This window comes from Flagellimonas hadalis, from assembly GCF_007785775.2.
GTDB lineage: Bacteria > Bacteroidota > Bacteroidia > Flavobacteriales > Flavobacteriaceae > Flagellimonas > Flagellimonas hadalis.
Map to the genome: position 1 here is coordinate 57648 of NZ_VNIK02000007.1, position 22535 is coordinate 80182.

Sequence of the window (22535 nt, forward strand, 5' to 3'; positions counted from 1 at the left end):
TCTAATTCAATCTTGATCGTTCCTTTAAAAATAATTGCAGTGCATTGCCCAAGTGCGCATCCATCCGAAAAAGATGAAAGTGTACTCCTTTGGAGAGCAATTGTTCCTTGGTTCGCGTCATTTTGGCTTCCAAGGCCTTTAAATAAGCATCTTTGGCCTTGTCCACATCCACCTTTACCTTGGCCCCGGTCTCCAAATCTTCAAAAGTGACCGATTTTTTATAATCAAAATCCAGTTCGTTGCCCGCCATAAGCTGAAGCACCACGACCTCATTATTGGAGGTTTTCAGTTCCTTCGCAAAATCGGAGAGTTCCGAAATGTCTTCGTACATATCTGTCAGGAAAAACACCAACTCCCTCGTTCCCCTACTGTGTATTTTTTTGGTAGCGACGGATAGTTTTGGCCATTTTCCCTTGGTGGATATATGGAGGAGTTCCAAAAGCAATCGGTTGTAGTGTTTTTGGTCCGCCTTTGGATAGATCTCTACGAATTCATCTTCGTTCAAGGCAAAAAGGCCGACAGAATCGCCTTGTTTCTGTGCTATTTGGGACAGACAGGCCACAATGACACGGGCAAATTCCAATTTGGAGAGGCCATTTTCGGTATGCTCCATGGAGGCACTTGCGTCCACGATAAACTTCACCACGACCTGACTTTCCACTTCAGATTGTCGGATATAGTACCTTCCTGAACGGGCCAACATTTTCCAATCGAGCAAACGAAGGTCGTCCCCTGGTTCATAGGCACGGTATTGGCTGAACTCCATCCCGGGACCCACGCTCCTGCTCCTGTGCAGACCCGACAGGTAGCCTTCCACCACGATACGCGATATCAGGGAAAGTCCCGATACGGTATTGATGACTTCCGGTTTTAACAGATCATGGTAGTCCCTAGTGGCCATTGATTTTTTTTATTTGGACTATTGATTGCTTCTATTTAAAACACTAATCACCAATCGCTTTACCGTTTCCATTTCCTCAGGTTTGCTAGATGCTATAAACAGCGTTAGGCTGGCTAGTGTTTCATTGGCAATTATTGGTTGTTGTTTGGTATTAAAAAGCATATTGTTTTGTTGTAAGAATTTTAGAAAACATGCTGCAGCAATTCGTTTATTGCCATCTACAAATGAATGGTTTTTCACGATCAAGTATAAAAGCATTGCAGCCTTTTCTTCTAATGTGGGATAAAAATCACTTTTGTCAAAGCCCTTCGTGATTTGGTTCAAAGAGCTTTGAAAACTGTTGTCCTTTTCCTTACCAAATACCGCACTATCAAACTCAGATTTCATTTGGTTTACCACCTCAAAATAAGCCTCTAAAGTTGGATAGCTGGCTGCTCTTTTAGTTAATCCTTTGGCATCTAATTGCTCATGGTCATAATCATCCAATAAGCGTAAACCTTTAGCGTAAACTGTAAGCCATTCATTATCTTCTAATTTTTCTTCGATGGCTCTGCTTAATATTTGTATGCCTCCTTTTAAAAGTTGTACTTCTTGCTCCTTTTGGGCCAAGCGCTTTTCATTTACAGCGTATCCTTGTATAAGATATTCTTTTAGAATATTGGAAGCCCAAATTCTAAATTGGGTTCCTCTTTGGGATTTCACCCTATAACCTACAGAAATTATAACATCTAAATTGTAAATGTTAACGCTGGAGGTTTGTGTTTTCCCTGCAATGGCCCCATGCTGAGTGGTTGTCCGGGATTTCCGGACAACCACTTTTTCGTCCAGTTCACCTTCTTTAAAAATGTTTCTTATGTGCTCTGAAATTGTACGCTTGTTTTTTTCAAATAGTTGCCCCATTTGCGCCTGTGTCAACCAAACAGTATCTTGCTCAAGTTGAACATTAATCTGAGTGGAACCATCATTAGCCTGGTAAATCTCTATTTGCTTATCCGTTTTCATACAGTTCTGAACTGATACTTTCTGTTCAAGACAATTTTTGTTCAAGCACTTTCAGTTGTAAGTTATCGTTTATGTGAACTATTTTCAACCTTGACGTTTTGATTTAATGATTGGATTCAATTTTCTCTCCAGAAACATTTATCCAGATGGTGGTCCTTAGTGGCCATTATTTTTCCTTTAACTGGACAGTTTTCAAGATGTGGCGGGTCACTGCATCCGAGGTTATCCCTTCGGCCTCTGCTCTAAAATTGACCAATACCCTGTGGCGCAATACGGGAACGGCGACCGACTTTAAATCTTCAAGGGAAACGGCCAAACGTCCTTCCAAAAGTGCATGGGCCTTGGCGGTCAATATCATGGCCTGACCGGCACGGGGACCGGCACCCCAATCCACCCAATCCTTGACATAGTCAATCGGTGTGGTGTCCGGTCGTGTAGCACGAATGACATCGCTGACATATTTGATCAGTCCATCACTAATGGATACATCCCGGACCAATTGTTGCAAACGGATGATGTCTTCGCCTGTAATGACCTTGTTCAATTCGACCTTGACCCTACCCGTGGTCGCCTTCAAGATCTCCGTTTCCTCCGTTTCCGTGGGATAGCCAATTTTGATGTACAGCAAAAACCTGTCTTGCTGGGCTTCGGGAAGGACAAAAGTCCCTGATTGCTCTATCGGGTTCTGGGTGGCCAAAATGAAGAAAGGCCTGTCCAGCGAATAGGTCTTGTCACCATAAGTCACTTCAAATTCCTGCATGGCCTCCAAAAGGGCCGCCTGTGTTTTTGGGGGTGTCCTATTGATCTCATCCGCCAAAATGATGTTGGAAAAAATAGGCCCTTTGTTGAACTTGAAGAATTTTTTGCCCGTGGTATGGTCCTCTTCCAAAATCTCTGTTCCAATGATGTCCGAGGGCATCAGATCGGGCGTGAACTGTATCCGTTTGAATTTTAGATCGATGGCATTGGCCAAGGTGCGGATCATTAAGGTCTTCGCCAGTCCCGGTACGCCTTCCAAAAGGGCATGTCCCCCGGCCAAAAAGGTAATGAGCAATTGGGATACGGTCTCTTCTTGCCCAATGATCACTTTGCCGATCTCTTTTTTGAGTGCCTTTAGTTTTGCGGAAAGGTTCTCGACCTCAGTGGCTATCTGTTGTAGTTCTTTGTCCAAATTCGTAATGTTATGAAGTTAGGGCATAAAGCACAATGTTCACCGCAAAGCGGGTATTGTCCACTTTATACCATCGTTTGTTCCTAAAATCGTAATCCCATTCGCAACCATAGTCCTTGTTGCTGTAGAGCACCCCTATCCTTCCGTTGATAACGATGGCCTTCAAATAGTCGTGGACAAGGTCGTCGCCCCAACCGTTCAGTTCCTGCGAAGTGGTCGGAGGGCCATTTTCAAACTCAAAAAAAATGGAATAGAGCTCGTGGTCGTTCGGGATTTTCTGAAGCTCCCCCGGCCCGAATATTTCCTCCATTTGGCGCTCAAAGGATTTGGCAAAAAGTCCATCAATATCGTGGTTGCAATCATCGGCAAATACAAAGCCTCCGTTGCGTACATATTTTTCAAAATTTTCCCTTTCCTTTTTGGTAAACTGCACAAGTTTATGCCCTGAAATGTAACAGAAGGGACTTTTGAAGATGTCGTCACTGGCCAGGGTAATGATCTTTTCCTGGGTGTCCACTTTCAACGTGGTATATTCCACCAAGGAATTCAGCAGATTGGAGGGCATGCGCTGGTCCACATCCCAATCGCCGGACTCATATTGTAAACGTGTAAAAAAGAATTCATTTTGCAACGCCATAGGGTATTGGGGGCTACATCATCACTTCCAAAATGAAAACTGGCGGCCACGAACGTGTCATTGACCACCAGTTTTACTATTATCCTATTGTTTATACTGCATCGGAAAGACTGGTGAACGTAAAGTCACGAATCTTCATATAGGGAATGAGGTTTCCATCGACCCGAACCTGTTTTCCTAGGGATTCCAAGTTGTTGAGCATGATGATGGGGCTCTCATTGAACCTAAAGTTCTTGACCGGGAACTTGATCTTACCGTTTTCAATATAGAACGTTCCGTCCCTGGTCAGACCTGTATAGAGCAAAGTTTGGGGGTCCACACTTCGTATGTACCAAAACCGGGTGACAAGTATTCCCTTTTTGGTTCCCTTGATCATATCTTCCAAACTTTCATCACCACCGGCCATGATGGCATTGGAAGGGAACGGCATGGGGTCCACCCCTTTTTGTTCTGCCCAATATCGGCTATAGGCCAAGTTCTTGACCACTCCGTTCTCTATCCAAGAGGTTTTCTTTAGGGGCATACCTTCTCCGTTCCAAGTGGATGTGGGTACGTCGGGGTGCAAGGGATCGGACCAAATGTTTACGCGTTCGTCCACGATTTTTTGACCCAATTTGTTCCCACCATCCGGGGCCGACATGAAGTTTCGACCTTCATCCGCTGAACGGGCATTGAAAGAGCCGAACATATTCCGCAACAGGTCTGATGCCGCGGCAGGCTCCAATATGACCGTATATTTTCCTGGCTCTATGGCCTGCGCCCCTTTGGACATCACGGCTTTGTCTATGGCGGTGTTTGAGGCCTCTGAGGCATTGAACTTTGAAATGTCGTTGTAATCGCGGGTCACCCAGCCAGAACCCGTACCATCGTTGGTACGCATGGTCACCGTAAAATCGACATTGGTGGATTTGTTATAGGCGAACAAGCCGTTGGAGTTGATCATGGCGGAAAAACGGGCGCCATCATTCAAAAACCCTGCTGCAGTGACATCTTTGGCCGCGGCCGGAACAATGCTCTGACTGGCCACTTCTGCCCTATATTCTGGTGTAGTATTGGCCGTGGCTTCCACATAAGTGATGGATTCGTCATAGGTCTGAGGGCCCAAAGGTTGCATAAATTCGGGATTTTCAGGAGATAGGTTTGCCAATTCCTCTGCCCTGCGGACCACTTTTTCCAAAGAGGCGTCATCAAATTCATCTATGGTTGCGGTACCTACCTTTTTGCCGAAACTGGATTGTACCACCAAACTCTGACTGGATTGGTGCCCGGCAGTGGATACCGTATTACGGGCATATCGAATGTTTCCACTGTTGGAGCCACTAAGGTTTATTTCACAGGCATCGGCCTTGGAAAAGCTAAGGGCCTTTTCCAAAATCTTCTTTGCTTCTTCTTTAGTATATATAGCCATTGTATTATTTTTTGAATGAATGAACCTTAGATGGTCCTACCTGTATTGATTACATTGATCCCGTTGAACCTGGTAGTGGAGCTTCCGTGGGAAACCGCACTCACCTGTGATGGTTGTCCTTTTCCATCGAAAAAGGAACCGAACATCCTGTAGTCGTCCTGATCACAGATCTTGGCACAGGAATTCCAGAATTCCTGGGTATTGGACTGGTAGGCCACATCTTCCAACATGCCCACAATCTCCCCGTTCTTGATCTCATAGAACAAGGTGCCCCCAAACTGGAAGTTGTAGCGTTGCTGATCAATGGAATAAGATCCCCTTCCCAGAATGTAGATTCCTTTTTCCACATCCTTGATCATCTCCTGCAAGGAATATTTTTCTTTTCCTGGTTCCAAGGAAACGTTGGGCATACGCTGGAACTGTACATCTTCCCAACTCTGCGCATAGCAGCAGCCATGGGATTCGTTCTGGCCTATCATATGGACTTGGTCCCTGATGGCCTGATAATTTACCAAGGTTCCGTTCCTGATCAAGTCCCATTTCTTGGTCTTCACCCCTTCGTCATCATAGCCAACGGCGCCCAATGATCCCACTTGGGTCTTATCTGCCACTATATTGACCAGGTCACTTCCGTAGTTGAAGTTTTTGCTCTCCCATTTGTCCAAAGTGGCAAAACTGGTCCCAGCATAGTTGGCCTCGTAACCAAGTACCCTATCGAGCTCCAATGGGTGTCCTACGGATTCGTGGATGGTGAGCCCCAAATGGTTGGGTTCCAATACCAGGTCATATTTGCCGGCCTCGACCGATTTTGCGGTCAATTTTTGCTGTGCCTGTTTAGCGGCCAGCGTGGCATCTTCCACGATATCGTAACTGTTCCTGTATAGCTTGATGCCTTCAGGTCCTGAAAGCTTTTCGGACTCCAGACCATCCATATATTCGTAGCCCATACCCATAGGGGCACTCATGGCCTCCCTGGTCTTGAACTTACCTGCTTGACGATCTACTGCGGTCACGCTGAAAGTGGGCCAAATCCGATGTACATCTTGATCAATGTATGACCCATCTGTGGATGCAAAATACTTCTGCTCATTGACCATGAACAAGGCTGAGTTCACAAAGCTTGCCCCATTTGCCGTAGCGGCAGCGTTCGCACTCAACAACAAGTCCACCTTTTCTGAAATGGGGACTTCCTTAAAATCCTTTTTGATGGGTGTTTTCCAAGAAACCTCCCCATACGATTGTACTGGGGCCAGAACAACGGGCTCCTTTTGGATCTTTGAATTGGCCTTGGCAATGGCAACGGCCTGTTCGGTTGCTTTTTTGATGCCGTCCTCGGTCACATCATTGGTAGAGGAAAATCCCCAAGTTCCATTGGCGATCACACGGATACCTATTCCAAAGGATTCTGTGTTGACCACGTTCTGGACCTTGTCCTCCCTGGTAAAAACGTACTGGTTCAAGTACCTTCCAATTCTAGCATCGGCATAAGTTGCCCCCAAAGATTTGGCGGTGTTCAGTGCCACATCGGCCATTTTCTTTTTGAGCACTGTGTCCATGCCCGGCTCCAGGAGCATCTCTACGGGAATGTTGTTTCCCAAGAGCATGGAGGGCATCAAAATGGCCCCGGTTCCCAGACCAGCATACTGTACAAAATTTCTTCTTTTCATATGTTTTGGTTATCTGATTTATTGTCCCGATCAGTGGATAGTTTAAAAAACCTGTCCTGACACTGATCTTTTTTCATGGGCTTTTAAAAATAAGTAGTGTATGTGTAGTCTTATGTTAATTTTAACCTAAAATCCAAATGGACACTTCATTTAAAAAAATGGGCAACACCCATTGGGTTCTTATGTGTTCCGAAGTTCCCAACTTGGAGCTTGACCTATCAGTTTGTATCAATTTTCACTTATCTGTTACAATATTTGGAAATACATTCAAGAAAAAAGTCTTGCAACCTATTATAATCACTAAAAATAATATGTTATAATCACTAAAAATATGGTTTCTACAAAACAAGGCCCGGCCAATTGCCCAGTGGATTATCTTTGTTGTACAAACCCATTACCCATAGATGCTTATTCCCATTCTCATAGTGGTTTATATCGTCATCGCCCTTACGATGGTGGTGAGTCTATTGCTGAACGGGATAAGGCCCAGTAAAACCTTGGCATGGCTCTTGGCCATTTTCACCATTCCCGTTGGCGGGGTACTTTTCTATCTATTGTTCGGAAGGAACAGGAGGAAGAACAAAATGTTTTCCCTGAAGGACAATTTTGCCCTCAGAAATGAAAGGTTTCATGGAACTTGCATCCCCAACATCTCCCAAGGCAAAGAAAAGACCACCGAGCTTATCCATAAGACCGCCAAATGCCCTGTTACCTGCGAGAATGGACTTACACTTTTGAAAGATGGCAAAAATACGTTTGAGAGTATATTCGAAGCCCTGGAAAGTGCTTCGGAACACATCCACCTCCAGTATTACATTTTCGAGGATGGCCTCTTGGCCGAAAAGCTTTTGGAAATCTTTGAACGAAAAATTGCCCACAATGTGACCATAAGGCTTTTGTATGATGGGATCGGGAGTTATTCCCTGAGCAAAAAATACCTTAAAAGACTCAAGGAAATGGGAGTGGAAACCGCACAGTTCCTCCCCTTCCGGTTTGGTCGCTTTTTATCGTCCCTCAACTACAGGAACCATAGAAAGATCATTGTGGTGGACAACAAGATAGGGTTTACCGGGGGGATCAACATATCGGACAAATACCTGAAGGGTGACCCCTCATTGGGCAAATGGCACGATACCCACTTAAAGATTGAAGGAGAGGCGGTCGACTTTTTGAACGAGATCTTTGTGACCGATTGGTATTTGGCCAGTGGCAAAAAGGTGGATATGTCAAACTTCAGGGTCCAAAAGAACACAGGGAAGCACTTTCCTTTGCAAATTGTGCCCAGTGGCCCGGACGATGACTTTGATGTGATGGAGCAGGCTTATTTTTCCCTCATCAACAGTGCGGAGGATTACCTGTACATCATCAACCCCTACATCATCCCCAACCATGCCATCCTACAAGGGCTGGAAACCGCTGCCCTCAGTGGTGTGGACGTTCGCCTGCTGATGTCCTCCAGTACCGACATCAAATTGGTGGACTGGTGCGTTAGGGCCTATTTTGAGTCCTACCTCAAGGCCGGTATCAAGATATACCTTTATCCGGATGGTTTTTTGCACAGCAAGGTCATGCTCTGTGACGACGAAGTGGTAAGTATCGGCACTGCCAATCTGGACAATAGGAGCCTTCAACAGAACTATGAGGCCCAAGTCTTTGTCTATGATGGTGACCTATGCCAACAAATGAAATCGGATTTTCTGAAGGATTGCTCCAAATCTGCCGTGCTGGAAGATCATGAGGCCTACAGTAAGCGCCCCTGGGTCCGCAAACTCGTTGAAGGCATGGCAAAGCTGATGAGCCCCTTGTTATGAAACAAAGGTTTCGTAGCCCAGTTCATTTTTGCAGCCCCTTCCCTCTTCCCAACAATCAAGGTTGGATATGGTGGTCTGCGCTATCCTGAGCAAGGCTTCCTTTGTTGCAAAGGCTTGATGGGGCGTCAAAAGCACATGGGGCAGGGAAATCAGTTCCTTGAGTTGCTCGTCTTCAATGCCCTTTTTGCTATGGTCTTGGAAGAAAATACCCCTCTCGTTTTCATAGACATCCGTTGCATACCCTCCAAGGTGGCCATTTTTGATATTGCTGATGAGATCTTCTGTCTTCACGATGCCCCCTCTCGCGGTATTGACCAAGATGGTTCCCTTTTTCATGAGCTTGAACAGCGAATTCCTGAATAGGTGATGGGTCTCATAGGTAAGTGGCACATTGATGCTGATAATGTCCGCCTTTTTGCACATTTCTTCCAAAGGAAGGTATTTCAGATCATAGTGGCTCTCCAGATATTGGTTCTTTGTAAGGTCCGTGGCCATCAACTTGCAGCCAAAGGCATGGAATATCCTCACCAAAATGGAGCCTATCTTTCCTGTTCCCAAAATGCCCACTGTCTTTCCGTTTAGGTCAAAACCCACCAAATTGTCCATAGAGAAGTTGTATTGCTTTACTTGCGCATCTGCTTGCACCAATTTTCGATTGAGCGCCAACACCAGCGCCACGGTATGTTCGGCTATGGCGTTGGGCGAGTATTCGGGGGCATAGGCCACCTTGAGCCCTATCCGCTTGGCGGACTTGATGCTCACATTGTTGTATCCTGTGGACCTCAATGTAATGTACTTGACCCCCATATCCTTCAAAGTCTCAAGGACGACCAATGAAGCATCATCATTGGAAAAAATGGAAATGGCATCATATCCAGCGGCCAGAACGGCCGTATCGGCATCAAGGGCTTCGGGCACGAATGTCAACGTATGCTTTTTACCATTGGCCTTTTTGAGATTGTCCTTTTCAAAATCCTTGGTACTGTAAACCAATACTTTCATAGCTTCTTTTTTAGATTGAAATAACTTACATGCATTGCCGCTTGGGTTTAAACCATCCCATTCTGAAAAGTCGGAAAAACTCTCCTTTCCGCAAGACAACGCTAATGGTCTCTTGCCTGTTCCATCCTATCTTGTTTTCAATTATCATTCAGTTCCAAAATGGGTACTTTGGGATCATATCCTATTTCTTTCACCAAGGGATTGGAGAGAATGGTGCGAAGGAAGGTATGTTTTCTGTTCAAAAAAGCGACCATATCCCCTTCTTTGCTTTCAAGGAAACCTTCAATGCCCTTACCTAGTTTTACCGGAGGTAAAAAATGCATTTCATAGTCCGTTCCGTCCAAAATATCCTCCAACAATTTTTTATTGGCCTCCTCACTGTCATTGAGTTTTCCATCCTTGCCCCTGTCCAAGTGCACTACATTGATCCTTGCTCCATGCAGGTTTGCTATTTCCATCAGGTCCTTGATCTCCTTTTTTTGGAAGCTGTGCCTAAAATCGGTAGGAAACACAATTTCTTTTGGGGGCACAAAAAGACAATCACTGGGTACCGCCATCACTGGACATTGTTTGATGTATTCCATGACACGTACGGTATTTGTCCCAAAGATCTTGGCCATGGAACCCGTGGCGCCCTTTGTTCCCATAACGATGGCATCAATATCATTTTTCCTGACGGCATGGGCCACAGCTTCCACAAAACTGTTGAACGTACAAATGGCATGGAAGCGGTGCCTATGGTTTTCCGGCAGCAACTTGATCATCTGCAGCAGGCGTTCCATGCCCTCCTCGGATTCTTTCTTTGCCGCTTCGTAGAGGGGTTCCCCTTCCTCAGGGACCCTCATGCTCTCCAAGGTATACCCGGAAACCTGATAGGCATTCAGAAGGTAAAAATCGCACTGCACATCCCCATAAAGTCCTAGGGCATACTTAATGGCATTGAATGCATTTTTTGAATAATCCGTGGGCAACAATACTCTTTTGTCCATCATGGCATCTATTTGCATTAAAATTACCCCGATGCAAAATACTGTACCATGATTTTGGTCAGCTTCATATGCACAAGAACATAAAATCAGGCCTCAACACCATACGGAAGCACCAAAAAAGGGACCTTGCTGTGCAACCCAATGTTCTTTATCACGGGTTCCATAAAAAGACGTTCAAAGAACGAGTGCCTGTTATTGATCATGGACAACATGTCGATGGGCGTCCTTTCCTGAAACGAATTGATGGCCTGGATAAGCTCTTGGTCAGGAAGGTCGTGGCTATCATGGTTGTGCTCCAACATCAACCCTTCCAATTTGGCCTTGTTGTTTTCCTGTTCGAGGGTCAACCCACCAGGTGATGATACATGGAGTATATGTATCTTGGAATGCCATAGCTTGGCAATCCAGAATAAAAAATCCAGAGGGGCCCGTCCATAATCCACTTCAAAATCTGTAGGGAACAAAAGATGTCTGGGCAGTTCAAATCCAAAGTTGGACGGTATGGCCAAAACGGGCACTTCCATATTTTCCATTGCCTGCACCGTGTTGGAACCCAATAGGATTTCCTTTGCCCCGGTGGCACCCTGGGTGCCCATAACAACAAAATCGATGTTTTCCCTTTGGACGATATTCTTTATTTCATCCACCAATGTGTTGAGAGAGGCGTGGAGGACAAAAGTATGTCTGTGGTTTTCGAACTTTTCCTTGATCTGCTCTAGGAGTTTTTCCAGTGAAGATTCCGCAATGTATTTATGCTCGTCTGGCAGCCCTATCTGGCCTGGGCTACCCAGCGCATAGTCTATTCGATATATGGGAGGTGAGTATACATGTAGCAAATAGAACTCACAGGTTGCATTTTCACACAGACGGAGGGCATACTCGATTGCATGGAATGCATTCGGGGAAAAATCGGTGGGCACCAGTATTTTCGTCATAAGATCTTCCTTTTAAATGGCCCTTGTTGTACAGGGTTTTACTCATGGATGACAAAGAATGGTATCTTGGTGTGGAAACTGATCTTCTCCGTCAGGGAGTCAAAAAGAATCTGTTGGATGAAGTTCAAGTTCTTGGCCACCATGACCATCATGTCTATGTCCCGGCTCTCCACAAAACATTGGATGGCCAGCTTTGCGCTTTTGTTCGTCAAGGAATGGAAACTGTATCTGTCCGGAAAGGTTTCTTCCATATAATCCAACAGAAATTCCTTGTTGTTTTGCTGCTCCGGATTCATGACCACTCCTTCCCTTTTGGCATTCATGATCCGAAAATTGCCCTTTCCCAAGTGCATCATCTCGGTCATGGACCTCAATATGCCATGGGAGTAAAAGATATTAAAATCTGTTGGAAAAGCAATTTCCATGGGCTTGATATATTCGACCTGGTTAGGGACCACCAATGTATTGCACTGCACCTTAACGATCACGTCCCCTGCATTGCTCCCCACTACCTTTTCCCTGAGACCTGATACTCCTTTGGTACCCATTACGATAAGGTCTATCTGTTTTTCCTCCAAATGTTTTTTGATGGTGGGTACAAAAAAGCCGTATTCGTGCAGGGCATAAAAAGAATGGCCAGCATAGGCACTGTTTTTTTTGCTGTCATCCAACAAGTCCTGCAATTGTTGTTTGGTACTTCCCGTAGGACCATCACCTATGTCCGCCAAGGCATCGGTATCGGCTTTGACGTCCAAAAGAGTTCCAACATACAACAAATAGAAATTGCACTCCAATGCCCCAAACAGCATTTGTGCATACTTTAGGGCGGTCTTGGAGTTTTCCGAAAAATCAGTCGGGACCAGGATATTCTTCATCTGCCATAAAATGATGGGGCAAGATTAACATTCCATTGGTGATACGGAATGATAAATATCATCTGGGCTGATTATGGCCAAAAAGTGTCTAATGAACGTGTTCCAGGGCCTTCTTGTCCAACACTTTGATATTCCTGTTCTCTATGGTTATCAGCCCCTCGTTCCTGAAGTCGGACAAGGTCCTGATAAGGCTTTCCGTGGCAATCCCCGCCACGCCTGCCAAATCGCTACGGGTCACTTTAAGGGGTGCTTCCTTTCCCCTGTTCATCGTGTTGGAGTACATCAACAGGGTCTGGGCGGTCTTCTTACGTACGGAGCTATAGGCCATTTGCAGCAATTGCCTTTTGATGTTGGCCAAATTATCGGCAATGACATCCATCAGCTCCAAGGAAATGTTCTTATTGTCTTCCAAAATGACCTTGACCCTTTCCTTTGAGATTCCTGCCAGCTCCACATCTTCCATGGCCACTGCATAGTCTTGGTGCGGAAGGTTCTCGGTCAGGGAAGTGAACCCTAAAAAATCGTCCTCACAATGGATGGAGGTGATCAGTTCCTTGCCGTCTTCATCCAGGCCACAGCATTTGACCACACCTCCCAGAATAAGGTAAACCATATTGGAATGGTCTCCAATCGTATATATGGTCTCGTCCTTTTTATAGGAGAACGATTGTCCATTATCATCAAAAAAATTCTTCAGTTCGTTCAGCGACCTGATGTCATTTTCCTTTTTTTTTTGGCCGGGAAACCCCTTGAGTGCATCCCCGTACTGCTTTGCCTTTTCCAATCTGGTCTGGATGGCGCCCAAGAGTTCATCTTCCTCAAAAGGTTTGGTGAGATAATCGTCCGCTCCAAGGTTCATGCCCTTTCTGATCTCGTGCCGCTCGGTCTTGGCCGACACAAAGATGAAGGGAATATGTTTGGTGGATTCGTCCGATGAGAGATGCTCAAGAACCTCATATCCATCCATTTCGGGCATCATGATGTCGCATAGCACTACGTCCGGGAGTTCCCTTCGGGCCATCTCCACCGCTATTTTTCCATTGGAAGCCGTAAAAACTTCAAAACCGGACAGTTCCAATAGCTCTTCCACATTTTCTCGCAGTGAGGTATCGTCCTCAACCAGTAATATCTTTGTCATTTTCTATGCCTTTATGGGTATGTGCAATGTAAATATGGACCCTTCCCCCTGTTTGCTGGTAAAAGTGAGGTTGGCCCCAAGGTTGTGTATGTGCTGCTGAACAATGTTCAGCCCTATTCCCGTTCCCTGTATCGTCAAAACGTTGCTGGCCCTGAAATACCTGTCAAAAACAAAAGGCTGGTCCTCCGGCGGAATCCCAAAACCTTTGTCCACTATATCGATGTGCAGCCAATCTTCCCCATTCGACACCCGTAATTCTATTTCTGTCCTTTCCGGGGAATATTTGATGGCATTGTGCACCAAATTGGAAAGTGCCAAGGTCATGATCTTCTCATCAAAGTCCACATTGATCCCGTCTATGTTCTCCGGATAGCGGATGCGCTGTCCCTCTTTCAGCAGCATATTGGAGTCATAGATCACCTCGTTCACCAATTTGCTCAAGGGAAAATTGGTCATGGTATAGTTCACCTTTCCGGAGTCCAAACGTTCAATGGAAAGGAAATCGGTAAGGATATTGTCCAGGTATTTTACTTTGGCCTTGATGGTCCCAATATGCTTGTCCCTTTTTTGCTGCTGCTCGGTTTCCGTGTATTTGGACAAGAGCGATGTAGAGGTCAGAATACTGGTGAGCGGTGTCTTGAACTCATGGGAAACCAAAGACAGGAATTTGGTTTTCAGCTCATTGAGTTTTTTTTCAGCCTTCAACGCTTCCCGTAGCTGTTCCGTTCGTTCCTCCACTTTGTTCTCCAACTCGTGGGTGTAGTTCTTTCTTTCCGTGATGTCCAATACAATGGCCACGAAGACCTGTCTTTTTCCAATGGACGACAATTGCAGGTGTACCTCCACTGGATACGCGGAGCCGTCCTTGCGTTGGTGTTCCGCCTCGAAGATGACCTTTTCCTTTTTCTTGTTCAAAAGTGGGGACAACATTTTTTCAAAATGTGCTTTGGTCATTTGGGTCTTGATGTCCAAGACCGACATTTGGCACAATTCGTCGTGGCTATATCCCAAGTTGAGCTGTGCGCCCCGGTTCACATTGATGAACACATAGGTTTCGGCATCAAAAACATAAATCTCATTGAGGGATTCTTCAAAAATCTTAAACCAGTAATCAATGGTCTGCTGTGCCCTTTTTCTTTCGGTAATGTCCACGATCAAGGCCATGACATACCTTTTTCCCATCAAATTGAACGGATTAAGGCTTATTTCCAAAGGAAACTCGTCCCCGTCCTTTCGCAGTCCCACCAAATCCAAACCGGGGCCCATTCGTCTTGCCTTCCCGCTTTTCACAAATTCGCCTACGTCCTTATGGTGCCCTTGCCTTACATTTTTGGGGATCAGTATCTCCAATGGTTTTCCGTTCAGTTCGTCCTTTTCATAGCCGAACATCTTATTGGCAGTGGCATTGCTGGACAGGATATTGTGCGCATCATTGACAATAATGATTCCCTCAGAGACTACCTCCGACAGCATTTCCAATACAATGCCTTCTTCCAAAAGTTCTACCATGATGCGTTAAAAATACTGACTTTGATCATGGAGCAATCCATTTTCCATGATTATATTTACCAACAAAAGCATTAAAATTTAAGAAAATGTCGGATTCCAAAAAAAAATTGGGCAATGAATTTTACCAAAACTTAGGGAAACTGTTCTATGCCGTAGCCATGGCAGACCATAGTGTCCATATGAAAGAGCTGGAAAAACTGAATGAGGTGATACGCGACCATTGGCTGGATGTGGACGACATTGAGGACGAATTTGGAACAGATTCCGCGCACCAGATCAGCACTGTTTTTGATTGGCTCCTGGAATATGCGAAAGACGGGGAGGAAATCTATGAAGAGTTTGAGGAATTCTACACCGACCATAAGGTACTCTTCACTCCCGAGGTGAAAAGCTTGACCATGTCCACTTCAAGGGCCATAGCCTCTGCCTTTGCTGGAAGCAATAAGGCGGAATTGGTGCTCTTGGGACGTCTTGAACTTTTGTTCAAGAACTGACAAAAGGGATTTCCAAGGTCTCGTGCCTATTATTCCAACCTGTCCAGTTTCCTTCGCAACGACATCACTTCTTTTTGAAGGTCCTCGACCTGCTGCAAAAGATGGTGGATGGCCTGTATGCCCTCTGGGTTGATGTCCAGTTCACGGTGCAGGCGGACCATTTTTTCCAAAAGCGGAAGTTCTTCCATGGACAACAAGGCTTCACCTTGGCCTTGGTCCATTTGGACCAGTTCAAATTCGTACATGGAATATACAAAGGACTCCTGCACACCATGCCGTTCACAAAAGGTTCTCAATGAAATGTGGTTCTTTTTTTCCATGTTCCTATTCCAATTTGGTCTTTTCCAATGCTTCAAAAAGTGATCGCTGCTCATGGGTCAATTTTTTGGGGATGGCAACCGAGTAGGTCAATATGAGATCTCCGAACTGCCCTTCTTTCTTATATTTTGGGAATCCCTTTCCCTTGAGCTTGACCTTGGTTCCATTGTCCGTTCCTGGGGCAATCTTCAATTTTACCTTTCCTGTGAGGGTCTCCACAACGATCTCACCGCCCAGCACGGCTTTTACGAGTGGGACTTGCACTGTTTTGAACAAATCGGCACCATCCCTTTTAAACTCGGTATTGTTGACAATGGAAAAGGTGATATAGAGATCTCCCGAAGGGCCGCCCTCGATTCCCGGCCCACCGTGTCCCTTTATCTTGATGGTCTGCCCATCCTCCACCCCTCCAGGTATGGAAAGGCGGATGTTTTTTCCGTTCACGGTCAGGGTCTGCTTTTGGGCGGTGTACACATCCATCAGCGATAATTGCAGTTGGGTCTGGTAGTCCTGCCCCCGAAAACGGACTTTTTGCCTATGGGACCCAAAACCTGAACCGCTGCCCCCGAACATGGACTCAAAAAAATCTGAAAAGTCCTCCGCAGAGCCGCCACTTCCTGAATAGGTGTAGCCCGAATATCCCCCCTGTCCGCTTTGCGCCCGGGAGCGTTTGGCCTTTTCAAACTCCTCAGCGTGCTGCCAATCCTTCCCATATTCGTCATACTTCTTCCGCTTCTCGGGGTCGGACAACACTTCGTGGGCCTCATTTATCCTTTTGAAGTTCAGCTCGGCTTCTTGATCGTTGGGGTTAAGGTCGGGGTGGTACTTTCTGGCCAGCTTTCTGTACTGTTTCTTGATTTCTTCGGCGGTTGCCCCCTTGTCCACGCCCAATACTTTATAATAATCTATATACTCCATGGGTAAATCCAGTGATCAACGGTTAACTGTTTTCTTTCGCAAGTCCTTCATCATTTTTCTTCAAAATAAGTAAAAGTTAGCTAAGGTACACAATGATGAATGTCAGAATCGGTCACCACAAAAAGCTGTACCTTGTAACTTTCTGTCTATTTTTAAGAGACAAAACCATCATCCAATGATAACCCACCAATTTGACCAAAGGAACTCGATACTCAACACCTTCATTTCCGAACTGCGTGATGTGGCCATCCAGAAAGATGCCATGCGTTTCCGAAGGAACATTGAACGCATTGGTGAGATCATGGCCTATGAGGTCAGCCAGACACTGGATTACGAAGAAACCGAGGTGACCACTCCTTTGGGCACCAAAAAAACATTTCGCCGCACCGATCGTTTGGTCATCTGTTCCGTGCTCAGGGCAGGGTTACCGTTGCACCATGGCATTTTGAATTATTTTGATGCTGCGGAGAACGCTTTCATATCGGCATATCGGCACCATCCCAACAATGATGACGATTTTGAGGTGGTCGTGAACTATTTTGCCTCCCCTTCCTTGGAAGGTAAGGTTCTGATCCTTACCGATCCCATGCTCGCCACGGGCAAAACCTTGGAAAATGTGTTGAATGTTTTGAAGGACCATGGAACCCCAAAACAGATCCATATCATCTCCGTGATCGGTTCACTAACAGGCGTGGCCAAAGTGGAAAAGGTATTTCCCAAGGATACCCAACTGTGGATTGCCGCCGTGGATGAAAAGCTTTCGAGCAGAGGGTATATTTTGCCCGGTCTTGGCGATGCCGGTGACCTGAGCTATGGAGTGAAATTATGACCTCAAATCAAATCGGGATTTCCACGGTTTCGTAGAGATCCGGGATGTGGCAGTTCCAGCGGTACTTTTCGTGGATCTTGTCCTTGTAAATTGCCATGGTTTCCTTTTCTCCATGGACCAAGAACACCTTTTCGGGAACATTTTTGATGTCCTCCATCCAAGAAAGCAATTCGGATTGGCCCGCATGTGCGGAGAGGCTTTCCAAGTGGGCTACTTTTGCCCTTATGGGGATGTATTTGCCGTACATCTTCAACTCCGTGGCCCCTTCCAACAATTTTCTTCCCCGGGTCTCCTCGGCCTGAAAACCCACGAGCAGTATGGTGGTGGATTTCTTTTCCGCCAGTTGCTTGATGTAGGTAAGCACCCTGCCACCGGTCACCATTCCACTGCCTGCAATGACGATTTTGGGTCGGGGGTCGTCAATGGTTTCCCAGGTCTCCCGATAGGAACTCACCAAAGTGACATGGTTGCACATGTTTTTGTATTCACGTGGGTCGAGCTTGTGCCAATCGGGGTGACGTTCAAAAACCTCAAGGACATTGATTCCCATGGGGCTGTCCACAAAAATGGGAATGTTGGGAATCTTGTTTTTATCATAGAGCTTCCAGAGCAAATACATCAAGGATTGCAAACGCTCTACGGCAAAAGAAGGAATGATCAGGGTGCCCCGCTCCCGTATAGTCTGATCCACTAGATCCTGAATGATGCCTTCCACATCTTCGTCCGGATGGTCTTTGTCCCCATACGTGCTCTCCACAAAAAGATAATCGGCCCATTGTGGTCGTTTTGGGGGATGGAGCAAATGGTCCTCTTCCCTGCCCACATCGCCTGAAAAGACCAACACCTTGCCATGAAAGATCATTTCGATATAGGTTGATCCAATGATGTGTCCATTGTATTTGAAACAAGCTGTACAATTAGGTGAAAGCATAACGGTTTCTCCCTCTTCGATACTTTTGAAAAACTTCAAGGTACGCACCACATCATCTTGTGTATAGAGCGGGAGCGCAGGATCGTGTTTGCTATATCCTTCGGCGTTGGCCCGTTCGGCTTCCTCTTCGTGGATCTTGGCACTGTCCTCCAGAATGATCTTGGCTATTTCCAAGGTAGGTGCCGTTCCTAGAATGTTTCCCTTGAACCCTTGTTTCACCAAAAGGGGAAGGTATCCACAGTGATCCAGGTGACCATGTGTCAATAATACAAAGTCCACCTCATCCACTTGAATGGGCAACGGTTCCCAATTTTGTTTTCTGAGTTCCTTTGTTCCCTGAAAAACACCGCAATCCACCAAAATCTTTATCTCTTCTGAATTCAGATAGAATTTGGAACCCGTTACCGTTCCCGACCCTCCCAAAAATTGAACTTGAAGTTTTTCCATGTCCTGTCTATATTTTACAAAGGGATTCCATCTCCGCCAATATCCTGGTCTTCCTGCCATTGGAAACTCCTAAATGATCCAAAAAGAAATGCTCTTGGACCAGCTGTTTGCACAACACCACATCCCTGTTCAGCAGAAAATGTTTTTCCTTTTCGGACAATAATGTGGAAACGGTTATGGGATAAAGCCCCAATCGATCTATCCTATCCTTTATGCTATTTCCATTGGGATGGTCCCAACTCAACAGATATAGTCCAGCACATTTTCCGTATTGGAGGGCATCCACGGTAAATCGGGTGTTCGTGACCACCCAACCCAATGTTTCCCTGTAGGTCTTGTCCTTTTTGGATTCCAAGGGCACTTTCACATCATTGTACCTGGAATGGATATAGAGGGGTACTTTCACATTGCAATTGAGCCCATCTTCTCCATGGAACTTGCATTCGATAATGTTGAGGGTGCCATTTTTGATGGCCAACACGTCTATTTCATGGGAAACGCAGGTTCCCTGAAGCACCTCGCCCACCTTGGTCTCGTAACCGGAATAGTGCAGGATGCCACTGATAAAGCGTTCAAAAGGGAAACCGGTCGGTCCCAGTTCATAAATGGCCTTTTTCAGCTTGTATTTTGAGGCGAAGAGTGACTTTTTTTTCTTCAAAAGTGCATAGGCCCTGTTGTGGATTTCCCTAGTGGAGATCCCTGGATACAATTCTTCCTCCACACGATGGATGATTTCCTCGATCAGGTCGTCACTGGCTCCGCTATGTTTCAAGGATCGCTGTAATTTATCCAACGAAAACTGTGCCCTTTCCCCAGAGGATTTTGTGATGTCAGGTATCTGTTTGGTCATGACACTAAGGTAAACATCATTTCCAGATGTCTGATTTCTCAACGCGCATATATTTTTTGATATGGGATATATTAGCCACCAGGGCATTTCCCCATCCTTTCTATGTTATGTTGAAAATGTACATATTGGATATGACCTTGCACGTAAAAAAAATCCCGGAAAGTTCCTTGTGTTCTTGGGCTTCTAAAATTTTCCAGATACTCCACAGTTCCTTTTCAACTGAAATTTGATGGTGCTCAATTTGGGTCCATCCATGAAGCCTAGATGGTTCCGTTGTCAAATGCGGTATTAAAATGGAGCCAAGGCGTGTAGGAATTGATTGTATAATTTCATATCATTGTAATGGTAGAATGTTCCCCCCCTTTGCATCAACCTAATCAATGCCTTTGCCCATGTTAAGCAAAGAATCCGACAAACTCAGTCTGTTCAAGTATCTAGAGGGTGTCTTCAACGACCTGGAACAACAAAAAATTGCCCTGGACCAATCTGCCATTGTAGCTTTTACGGACACCAAAGGAGATATCACCTATGTAAACGACAAGTTTTGTGAAATCTCCCAATATGCGAGGGAAGAGCTGGTGGGACAAAACCATCGGATCATCAACTCTGGTTATCATGGCAAGGATTTTTTTACAAATCTTTGGCGTACGATCGCCCAAGGAAAAGTTTGGAGCGGAGAAATAAGGAACCGTGCAAAGGACGGTTCCCACTATTGGGTCTATACCACCATTGTTCCCTACCTTGGTGCAAACGGAAAGCCCTACCAATATGTGTCCATTCGGTTTGACATCACCAAGCAGAAAAACCAAGAACTGGAGCTGAAACAGAGGACCAAGCAGTTGGAAGATTTTTGTTTCATTGTCTCCCATAACCTAAGGGCCCCTCTTTCCAACCTGCTTTTGCTCACCTCGATGATAAAGGAAAGCGATTCACTTGAAGATCAAAGGACCCTCATCGATAAATTGGCCAAACCGGTCCATATCCTGAACGAAACCTTCAATGAACTGGTGGAGTCCCTGCAGATCAGGCAGGACGTAGATATCAAAAAGGAAAAATTGCGGTTCGATGAATGTTTTCAAAAAACCATGGAAAGTCTAAATGTTGATGTCATATATCCAGATATTACCATTGAAGGCAATTTTGACAAAGCACCGGAAATCCATTATCCGAAAAAATACTTGATGAGCATTATGCACAATCTGCTGAGCAATGCCATCCGGTACCGCTCCCCGAAGAGAAATTTGAAAGTGGAGTTGGAAAGCTACCTAAAGAACGGGGAAGTACACATGAAGGTCAAGGACAATGGCATAGGAATAGACATGGCGGCCAATGAAAAGAAATTATTTGGGTTGCGAAAAACATTCCATGACAACCACGATGCCAAAGGATTTGGCCTTTTTATCACCAAAACGCAGATAGAGACCATGGGAGGTAGCATATATGCAGAAAGTGAGCTTGAAAAAGGGAGCACTTTCTTTGTGCAGTTCCATAAAAATGAATCTTATGAAAGAAATTGATACGCTCTTCCTTGTTGACGATGATGACACCTACCAATTTATTGTCCAACGTACTCTTTCTTCCATCAATCTCGTAAAATCCATAAGGATTTTCTCCAACGGAAGGGAAGCCATCAATTTCTTGGAATCCTCCATTGGCGACCCCAACCTGATACCTGATGTGATACTTTTGGATTTGACCATGCCCATCATGGATGGGTGGCAGTTTCTTGAAAACTACATTTTGCTAAAACCTCGATTAGGGAAAAGAGTCCATATCTATGTAGTCTCTTCATCAGTAGATCCTTCTGATGTGGAAAGGGCCAAGAACATCAGTGAGGTATCCGACTATATCGTGAAACCGATTACCAAGCAAAAACTGATCTCGCTGTTGAGCAGTCTTTCTTGATAGTTTGCCCTTACCATTTAGGTTTGCCCCAACTTGTTATGGGTAGAAAATAAATAAATCAGTGTTGGCCACATGCTTTCACAAAAGCGTCCCTTCTCCGTGTGGAAACCTCGATCTTGGTACCATCAAAAAGAATGGCATACCCATTTTTATGGTAGGAGGCCACAAAACCCAGATTGATGAGGTGCGAATTGTGTGTCCTAAAAAATTGATGCCCGTCCAGCAGCTGTTCAAAATGCTTCAAGGTCTTTGAGGCCGTGTATTTTTTCCCGTCCGAAGTAAAGATATGGGTATAGTTCACATCGGCCTGACACCTGACAATATCGGTGACCGTGATAAAAATATACCCCTCTTTGTGGGGAACTGAAATCCTTTTTGGGCTATCCCCCTTTGAAAGATTGGACAGTAGCACGTTGATCCTATCATTCAGTTGGGCCTGTTCCGTTTTGTCCAGTGCTTTTTGGAAGGCGAATTCAAAATCGTCCCGGTCCACAGGTTTTAGCAGATAGGCGATGGCCGAAAATTTGAAGGCCTCGATGGCGTACTTTTCATAAGCTGTGGTGAAGATGAGGCTAAAATCGCGATAGGTCACCGATGAAAGAAAATCAAAACCGGTTCTGTCATGGAGCTGTACATCCAAAAAAACAACATCGGGACGTAGGTAATCCACTCCTTTTTGGGCCGCATCCATTGTATTGTAACTGACGATTTCCACATGGTCCGAATGCGGTTCGAGCAAGTGCATCAAACGGTCTATGCAGTGCTGTTCGTCATCGATTATGGCTACGGTCATCTTAT

General features: G+C 45.4%; 22 protein-coding genes. 5 read left to right on the forward strand and 17 right to left on the reverse strand.

Going from position 1 to position 22535, the window contains the following annotated elements:
• Position 1: 1 nt before the first annotated feature.
• The 6 genes from FOT42_RS11330 to FOT42_RS11355 form a co-directional block, all read right to left on the reverse strand.
• On the reverse strand, positions 2-901 hold the full coding sequence (locus FOT42_RS11330; protein WP_151890693.1) for a DUF58 domain-containing protein: 900 nt from the start codon (positions 899-901) through the stop codon (positions 2-4).
• 18 nt (positions 902-919) lie between these two features.
• Positions 920-1903, reverse strand: coding sequence for a virulence RhuM family protein/type II toxin-antitoxin system death-on-curing family toxin (rhuM, locus tag FOT42_RS11335; RefSeq protein ID WP_151890694.1), 984 nt, complete (start codon positions 1901-1903; stop codon positions 920-922).
• A 166-nt stretch (positions 1904-2069) separates the two neighbouring features.
• On the reverse strand, positions 2070-3074 hold the full coding sequence (locus FOT42_RS11340; protein WP_151890695.1) for an AAA family ATPase: 1005 nt from the start codon (positions 3072-3074) through the stop codon (positions 2070-2072).
• Between the two features lie 10 nt (positions 3075-3084).
• Positions 3085-3705, reverse strand: a complete 621-nt coding sequence (locus tag FOT42_RS11345) for a DUF4159 domain-containing protein (protein WP_151890807.1) — start codon at positions 3703-3705, stop codon at positions 3085-3087.
• Between the two features lie 97 nt (positions 3706-3802).
• Positions 3803-5119, reverse strand: a complete 1317-nt coding sequence (locus tag FOT42_RS11350; protein WP_151890696.1) for a TldD/PmbA family protein — start codon at positions 5117-5119, stop codon at positions 3803-3805.
• 26 nt (positions 5120-5145) lie between these two features.
• Complete coding sequence (locus FOT42_RS11355) at positions 5146-6786, reverse strand: TldD/PmbA family protein (RefSeq protein WP_151890697.1); 1641 nt, start codon at positions 6784-6786, stop codon at positions 5146-5148.
• Between the two features lie 404 nt (positions 6787-7190).
• Between FOT42_RS11355 and cls the strand changes: the two genes are divergently transcribed.
• Complete coding sequence (cls, locus tag FOT42_RS11360; RefSeq protein ID WP_151890698.1) at positions 7191-8597, forward strand: cardiolipin synthase; 1407 nt, start codon at positions 7191-7193, stop codon at positions 8595-8597.
• Here cls and FOT42_RS11365 read toward each other — a convergent pair.
• The 6 genes from FOT42_RS11365 to FOT42_RS11390 all read right to left on the reverse strand — a co-directional run bounded on the left by FOT42_RS11365 (position 8592) and on the right by FOT42_RS11390 (position 15045).
• Positions 8592-9599 (reverse strand): 2-hydroxyacid dehydrogenase, encoded by a 1008-nt coding sequence (locus tag FOT42_RS11365; protein ID WP_151890699.1) that lies wholly within the window; start codon positions 9597-9599, stop codon positions 8592-8594. The two genes, cls and FOT42_RS11365, sit on opposite strands and share 6 nt — an antisense overlap.
• A gap of 137 nt (positions 9600-9736) precedes the next feature.
• A complete protein-coding gene (locus FOT42_RS11370) occupies positions 9737-10588 on the reverse strand; it encodes a universal stress protein (protein WP_151890808.1) in 852 nt (283 codons plus the stop codon).
• Between the two features lie 86 nt (positions 10589-10674).
• Entirely contained in the window at positions 10675-11523 is an 849-nt protein-coding gene (locus FOT42_RS11375; protein ID WP_151890700.1) for a universal stress protein, read from the reverse strand.
• A 38-nt stretch (positions 11524-11561) separates the two neighbouring features.
• Positions 11562-12398 (reverse strand): universal stress protein, encoded by an 837-nt coding sequence (locus tag FOT42_RS11380; RefSeq protein ID WP_151890701.1) that lies wholly within the window; start codon positions 12396-12398, stop codon positions 11562-11564.
• A gap of 88 nt (positions 12399-12486) precedes the next feature.
• On the reverse strand, positions 12487-13536 hold the full coding sequence (locus tag FOT42_RS11385) for a response regulator (RefSeq protein WP_151890702.1): 1050 nt from the start codon (positions 13534-13536) through the stop codon (positions 12487-12489).
• A 3-nt stretch (positions 13537-13539) separates the two neighbouring features.
• A complete protein-coding gene (locus tag FOT42_RS11390; protein WP_151890703.1) occupies positions 13540-15045 on the reverse strand; it encodes a sensor histidine kinase in 1506 nt (501 codons plus the stop codon).
• A gap of 86 nt (positions 15046-15131) precedes the next feature.
• Here FOT42_RS11390 and FOT42_RS11395 point away from each other — a divergent pair, with 86 nt between their 5' ends.
• Positions 15132-15539, forward strand: coding sequence for a hypothetical protein (locus FOT42_RS11395; RefSeq protein ID WP_151890704.1), 408 nt, complete (start codon positions 15132-15134; stop codon positions 15537-15539).
• Between the two features lie 29 nt (positions 15540-15568).
• On the opposite strand, the gene FOT42_RS11400 is transcribed toward FOT42_RS11395, so the two are convergent.
• Together FOT42_RS11400 and FOT42_RS11405 are read right to left on the reverse strand one after the other, a co-directional pair.
• Positions 15569-15859, reverse strand: coding sequence for a chaperone modulator CbpM (locus FOT42_RS11400; protein WP_192938383.1), 291 nt, complete (start codon positions 15857-15859; stop codon positions 15569-15571).
• Between the two features lie 4 nt (positions 15860-15863).
• Complete coding sequence (locus FOT42_RS11405; protein WP_151890706.1) at positions 15864-16775, reverse strand: DnaJ C-terminal domain-containing protein; 912 nt, start codon at positions 16773-16775, stop codon at positions 15864-15866.
• A 175-nt stretch (positions 16776-16950) separates the two neighbouring features.
• On the opposite strand from FOT42_RS11405, the gene upp reads away from it, so the two are divergent.
• A complete protein-coding gene (gene upp, locus FOT42_RS11410; protein WP_151890707.1) occupies positions 16951-17604 on the forward strand; it encodes a uracil phosphoribosyltransferase in 654 nt (217 codons plus the stop codon).
• 7 nt (positions 17605-17611) lie between these two features.
• Here upp and FOT42_RS11415 read toward each other — a convergent pair whose 3' ends face one another.
• A complete protein-coding gene (locus FOT42_RS11415) occupies positions 17612-18982 on the reverse strand; it encodes an MBL fold metallo-hydrolase RNA specificity domain-containing protein (protein WP_151890708.1) in 1371 nt (456 codons plus the stop codon).
• 7 nt (positions 18983-18989) lie between these two features.
• Positions 18990-19832 (reverse strand): ATP cone domain-containing protein, encoded by an 843-nt coding sequence (locus FOT42_RS11420; protein WP_151890809.1) that lies wholly within the window; start codon positions 19830-19832, stop codon positions 18990-18992.
• A 392-nt stretch (positions 19833-20224) separates the two neighbouring features.
• On the opposite strand from FOT42_RS11420, the gene FOT42_RS11425 reads away from it, so the two are divergent.
• Positions 20225-21349, forward strand: a complete 1125-nt coding sequence (locus FOT42_RS11425; protein WP_226789866.1) for a PAS domain-containing sensor histidine kinase — start codon at positions 20225-20227, stop codon at positions 21347-21349.
• A complete protein-coding gene (locus tag FOT42_RS11430) occupies positions 21336-21737 on the forward strand; it encodes a response regulator (RefSeq protein WP_151890710.1) in 402 nt (133 codons plus the stop codon). Before FOT42_RS11425 ends, FOT42_RS11430 begins: the two co-directional genes overlap by 14 nt.
• 58 nt (positions 21738-21795) lie before the next feature.
• On the opposite strand, the gene FOT42_RS11435 is transcribed toward FOT42_RS11430, so the two are convergent.
• Entirely contained in the window at positions 21796-22530 is a 735-nt protein-coding gene (locus FOT42_RS11435) for a LytR/AlgR family response regulator transcription factor (RefSeq protein WP_151890711.1), read from the reverse strand.
• Positions 22531-22535 lie beyond the last annotated feature (5 nt).

What these genes read in the sequence shown, in the direction of transcription:
- FOT42_RS11395 (WP_151890704.1), top strand. Translation starts at nt 15,132, where the DNA reads ATGTCGGATTCCAAAAAAAAATTGGGCAATGAATTTTACCAAAACTTA.
- FOT42_RS11330 (WP_151890693.1), bottom strand. Translation starts at nt 901, where the DNA reads ATGGCCACTAGGGACTACCATGATCTGTTAAAACCGGAAGTCATCAAT.
- FOT42_RS11385 (WP_151890702.1), bottom strand. Translation starts at nt 13,536, where the DNA reads ATGACAAAGATATTACTGGTTGAGGACGATACCTCACTGCGAGAAAAT.
- FOT42_RS11425 (WP_226789866.1), top strand. Translation starts at nt 20,225, where the DNA reads ATGTTAAGCAAAGAATCCGACAAACTCAGTCTGTTCAAGTATCTAGAG.
- FOT42_RS11435 (WP_151890711.1), bottom strand. Translation starts at nt 22,530, where the DNA reads ATGACCGTAGCCATAATCGATGACGAACAGCACTGCATAGACCGTTTG.
- FOT42_RS11390 (WP_151890703.1), bottom strand. Translation starts at nt 15,045, where the DNA reads ATGGTAGAACTTTTGGAAGAAGGCATTGTATTGGAAATGCTGTCGGAG.
- upp (WP_151890707.1), top strand. Translation starts at nt 16,951, where the DNA reads ATGATAACCCACCAATTTGACCAAAGGAACTCGATACTCAACACCTTC.
- FOT42_RS11370 (WP_151890808.1), bottom strand. Translation starts at nt 10,588, where the DNA reads ATGGACAAAAGAGTATTGTTGCCCACGGATTATTCAAAAAATGCATTC.
- FOT42_RS11430 (WP_151890710.1), top strand. Translation starts at nt 21,336, where the DNA reads ATGAAAGAAATTGATACGCTCTTCCTTGTTGACGATGATGACACCTAC.
- FOT42_RS11365 (WP_151890699.1), bottom strand. Translation starts at nt 9,599, where the DNA reads ATGAAAGTATTGGTTTACAGTACCAAGGATTTTGAAAAGGACAATCTC.
- FOT42_RS11350 (WP_151890696.1), bottom strand. Translation starts at nt 5,119, where the DNA reads ATGGCTATATATACTAAAGAAGAAGCAAAGAAGATTTTGGAAAAGGCC.
- FOT42_RS11355 (WP_151890697.1), bottom strand. Translation starts at nt 6,786, where the DNA reads ATGAAAAGAAGAAATTTTGTACAGTATGCTGGTCTGGGAACCGGGGCC.
- FOT42_RS11380 (WP_151890701.1), bottom strand. Translation starts at nt 12,398, where the DNA reads ATGAAGAATATCCTGGTCCCGACTGATTTTTCGGAAAACTCCAAGACC.
- cls (WP_151890698.1), top strand. Translation starts at nt 7,191, where the DNA reads ATGCTTATTCCCATTCTCATAGTGGTTTATATCGTCATCGCCCTTACG.
- FOT42_RS11375 (WP_151890700.1), bottom strand. Translation starts at nt 11,523, where the DNA reads ATGACGAAAATACTGGTGCCCACCGATTTTTCCCCGAATGCATTCCAT.
- FOT42_RS11420 (WP_151890809.1), bottom strand. Translation starts at nt 19,832, where the DNA reads ATGACCAAACAGATACCTGACATCACAAAATCCTCTGGGGAAAGGGCA.
- FOT42_RS11400 (WP_192938383.1), bottom strand. Translation starts at nt 15,859, where the DNA reads ATGGAAAAAAAGAACCACATTTCATTGAGAACCTTTTGTGAACGGCAT.
- FOT42_RS11415 (WP_151890708.1), bottom strand. Translation starts at nt 18,982, where the DNA reads ATGGAAAAACTTCAAGTTCAATTTTTGGGAGGGTCGGGAACGGTAACG.
- FOT42_RS11405 (WP_151890706.1), bottom strand. Translation starts at nt 16,775, where the DNA reads ATGGAGTATATAGATTATTATAAAGTATTGGGCGTGGACAAGGGGGCA.
- rhuM (WP_151890694.1), bottom strand. Translation starts at nt 1,903, where the DNA reads ATGAAAACGGATAAGCAAATAGAGATTTACCAGGCTAATGATGGTTCC.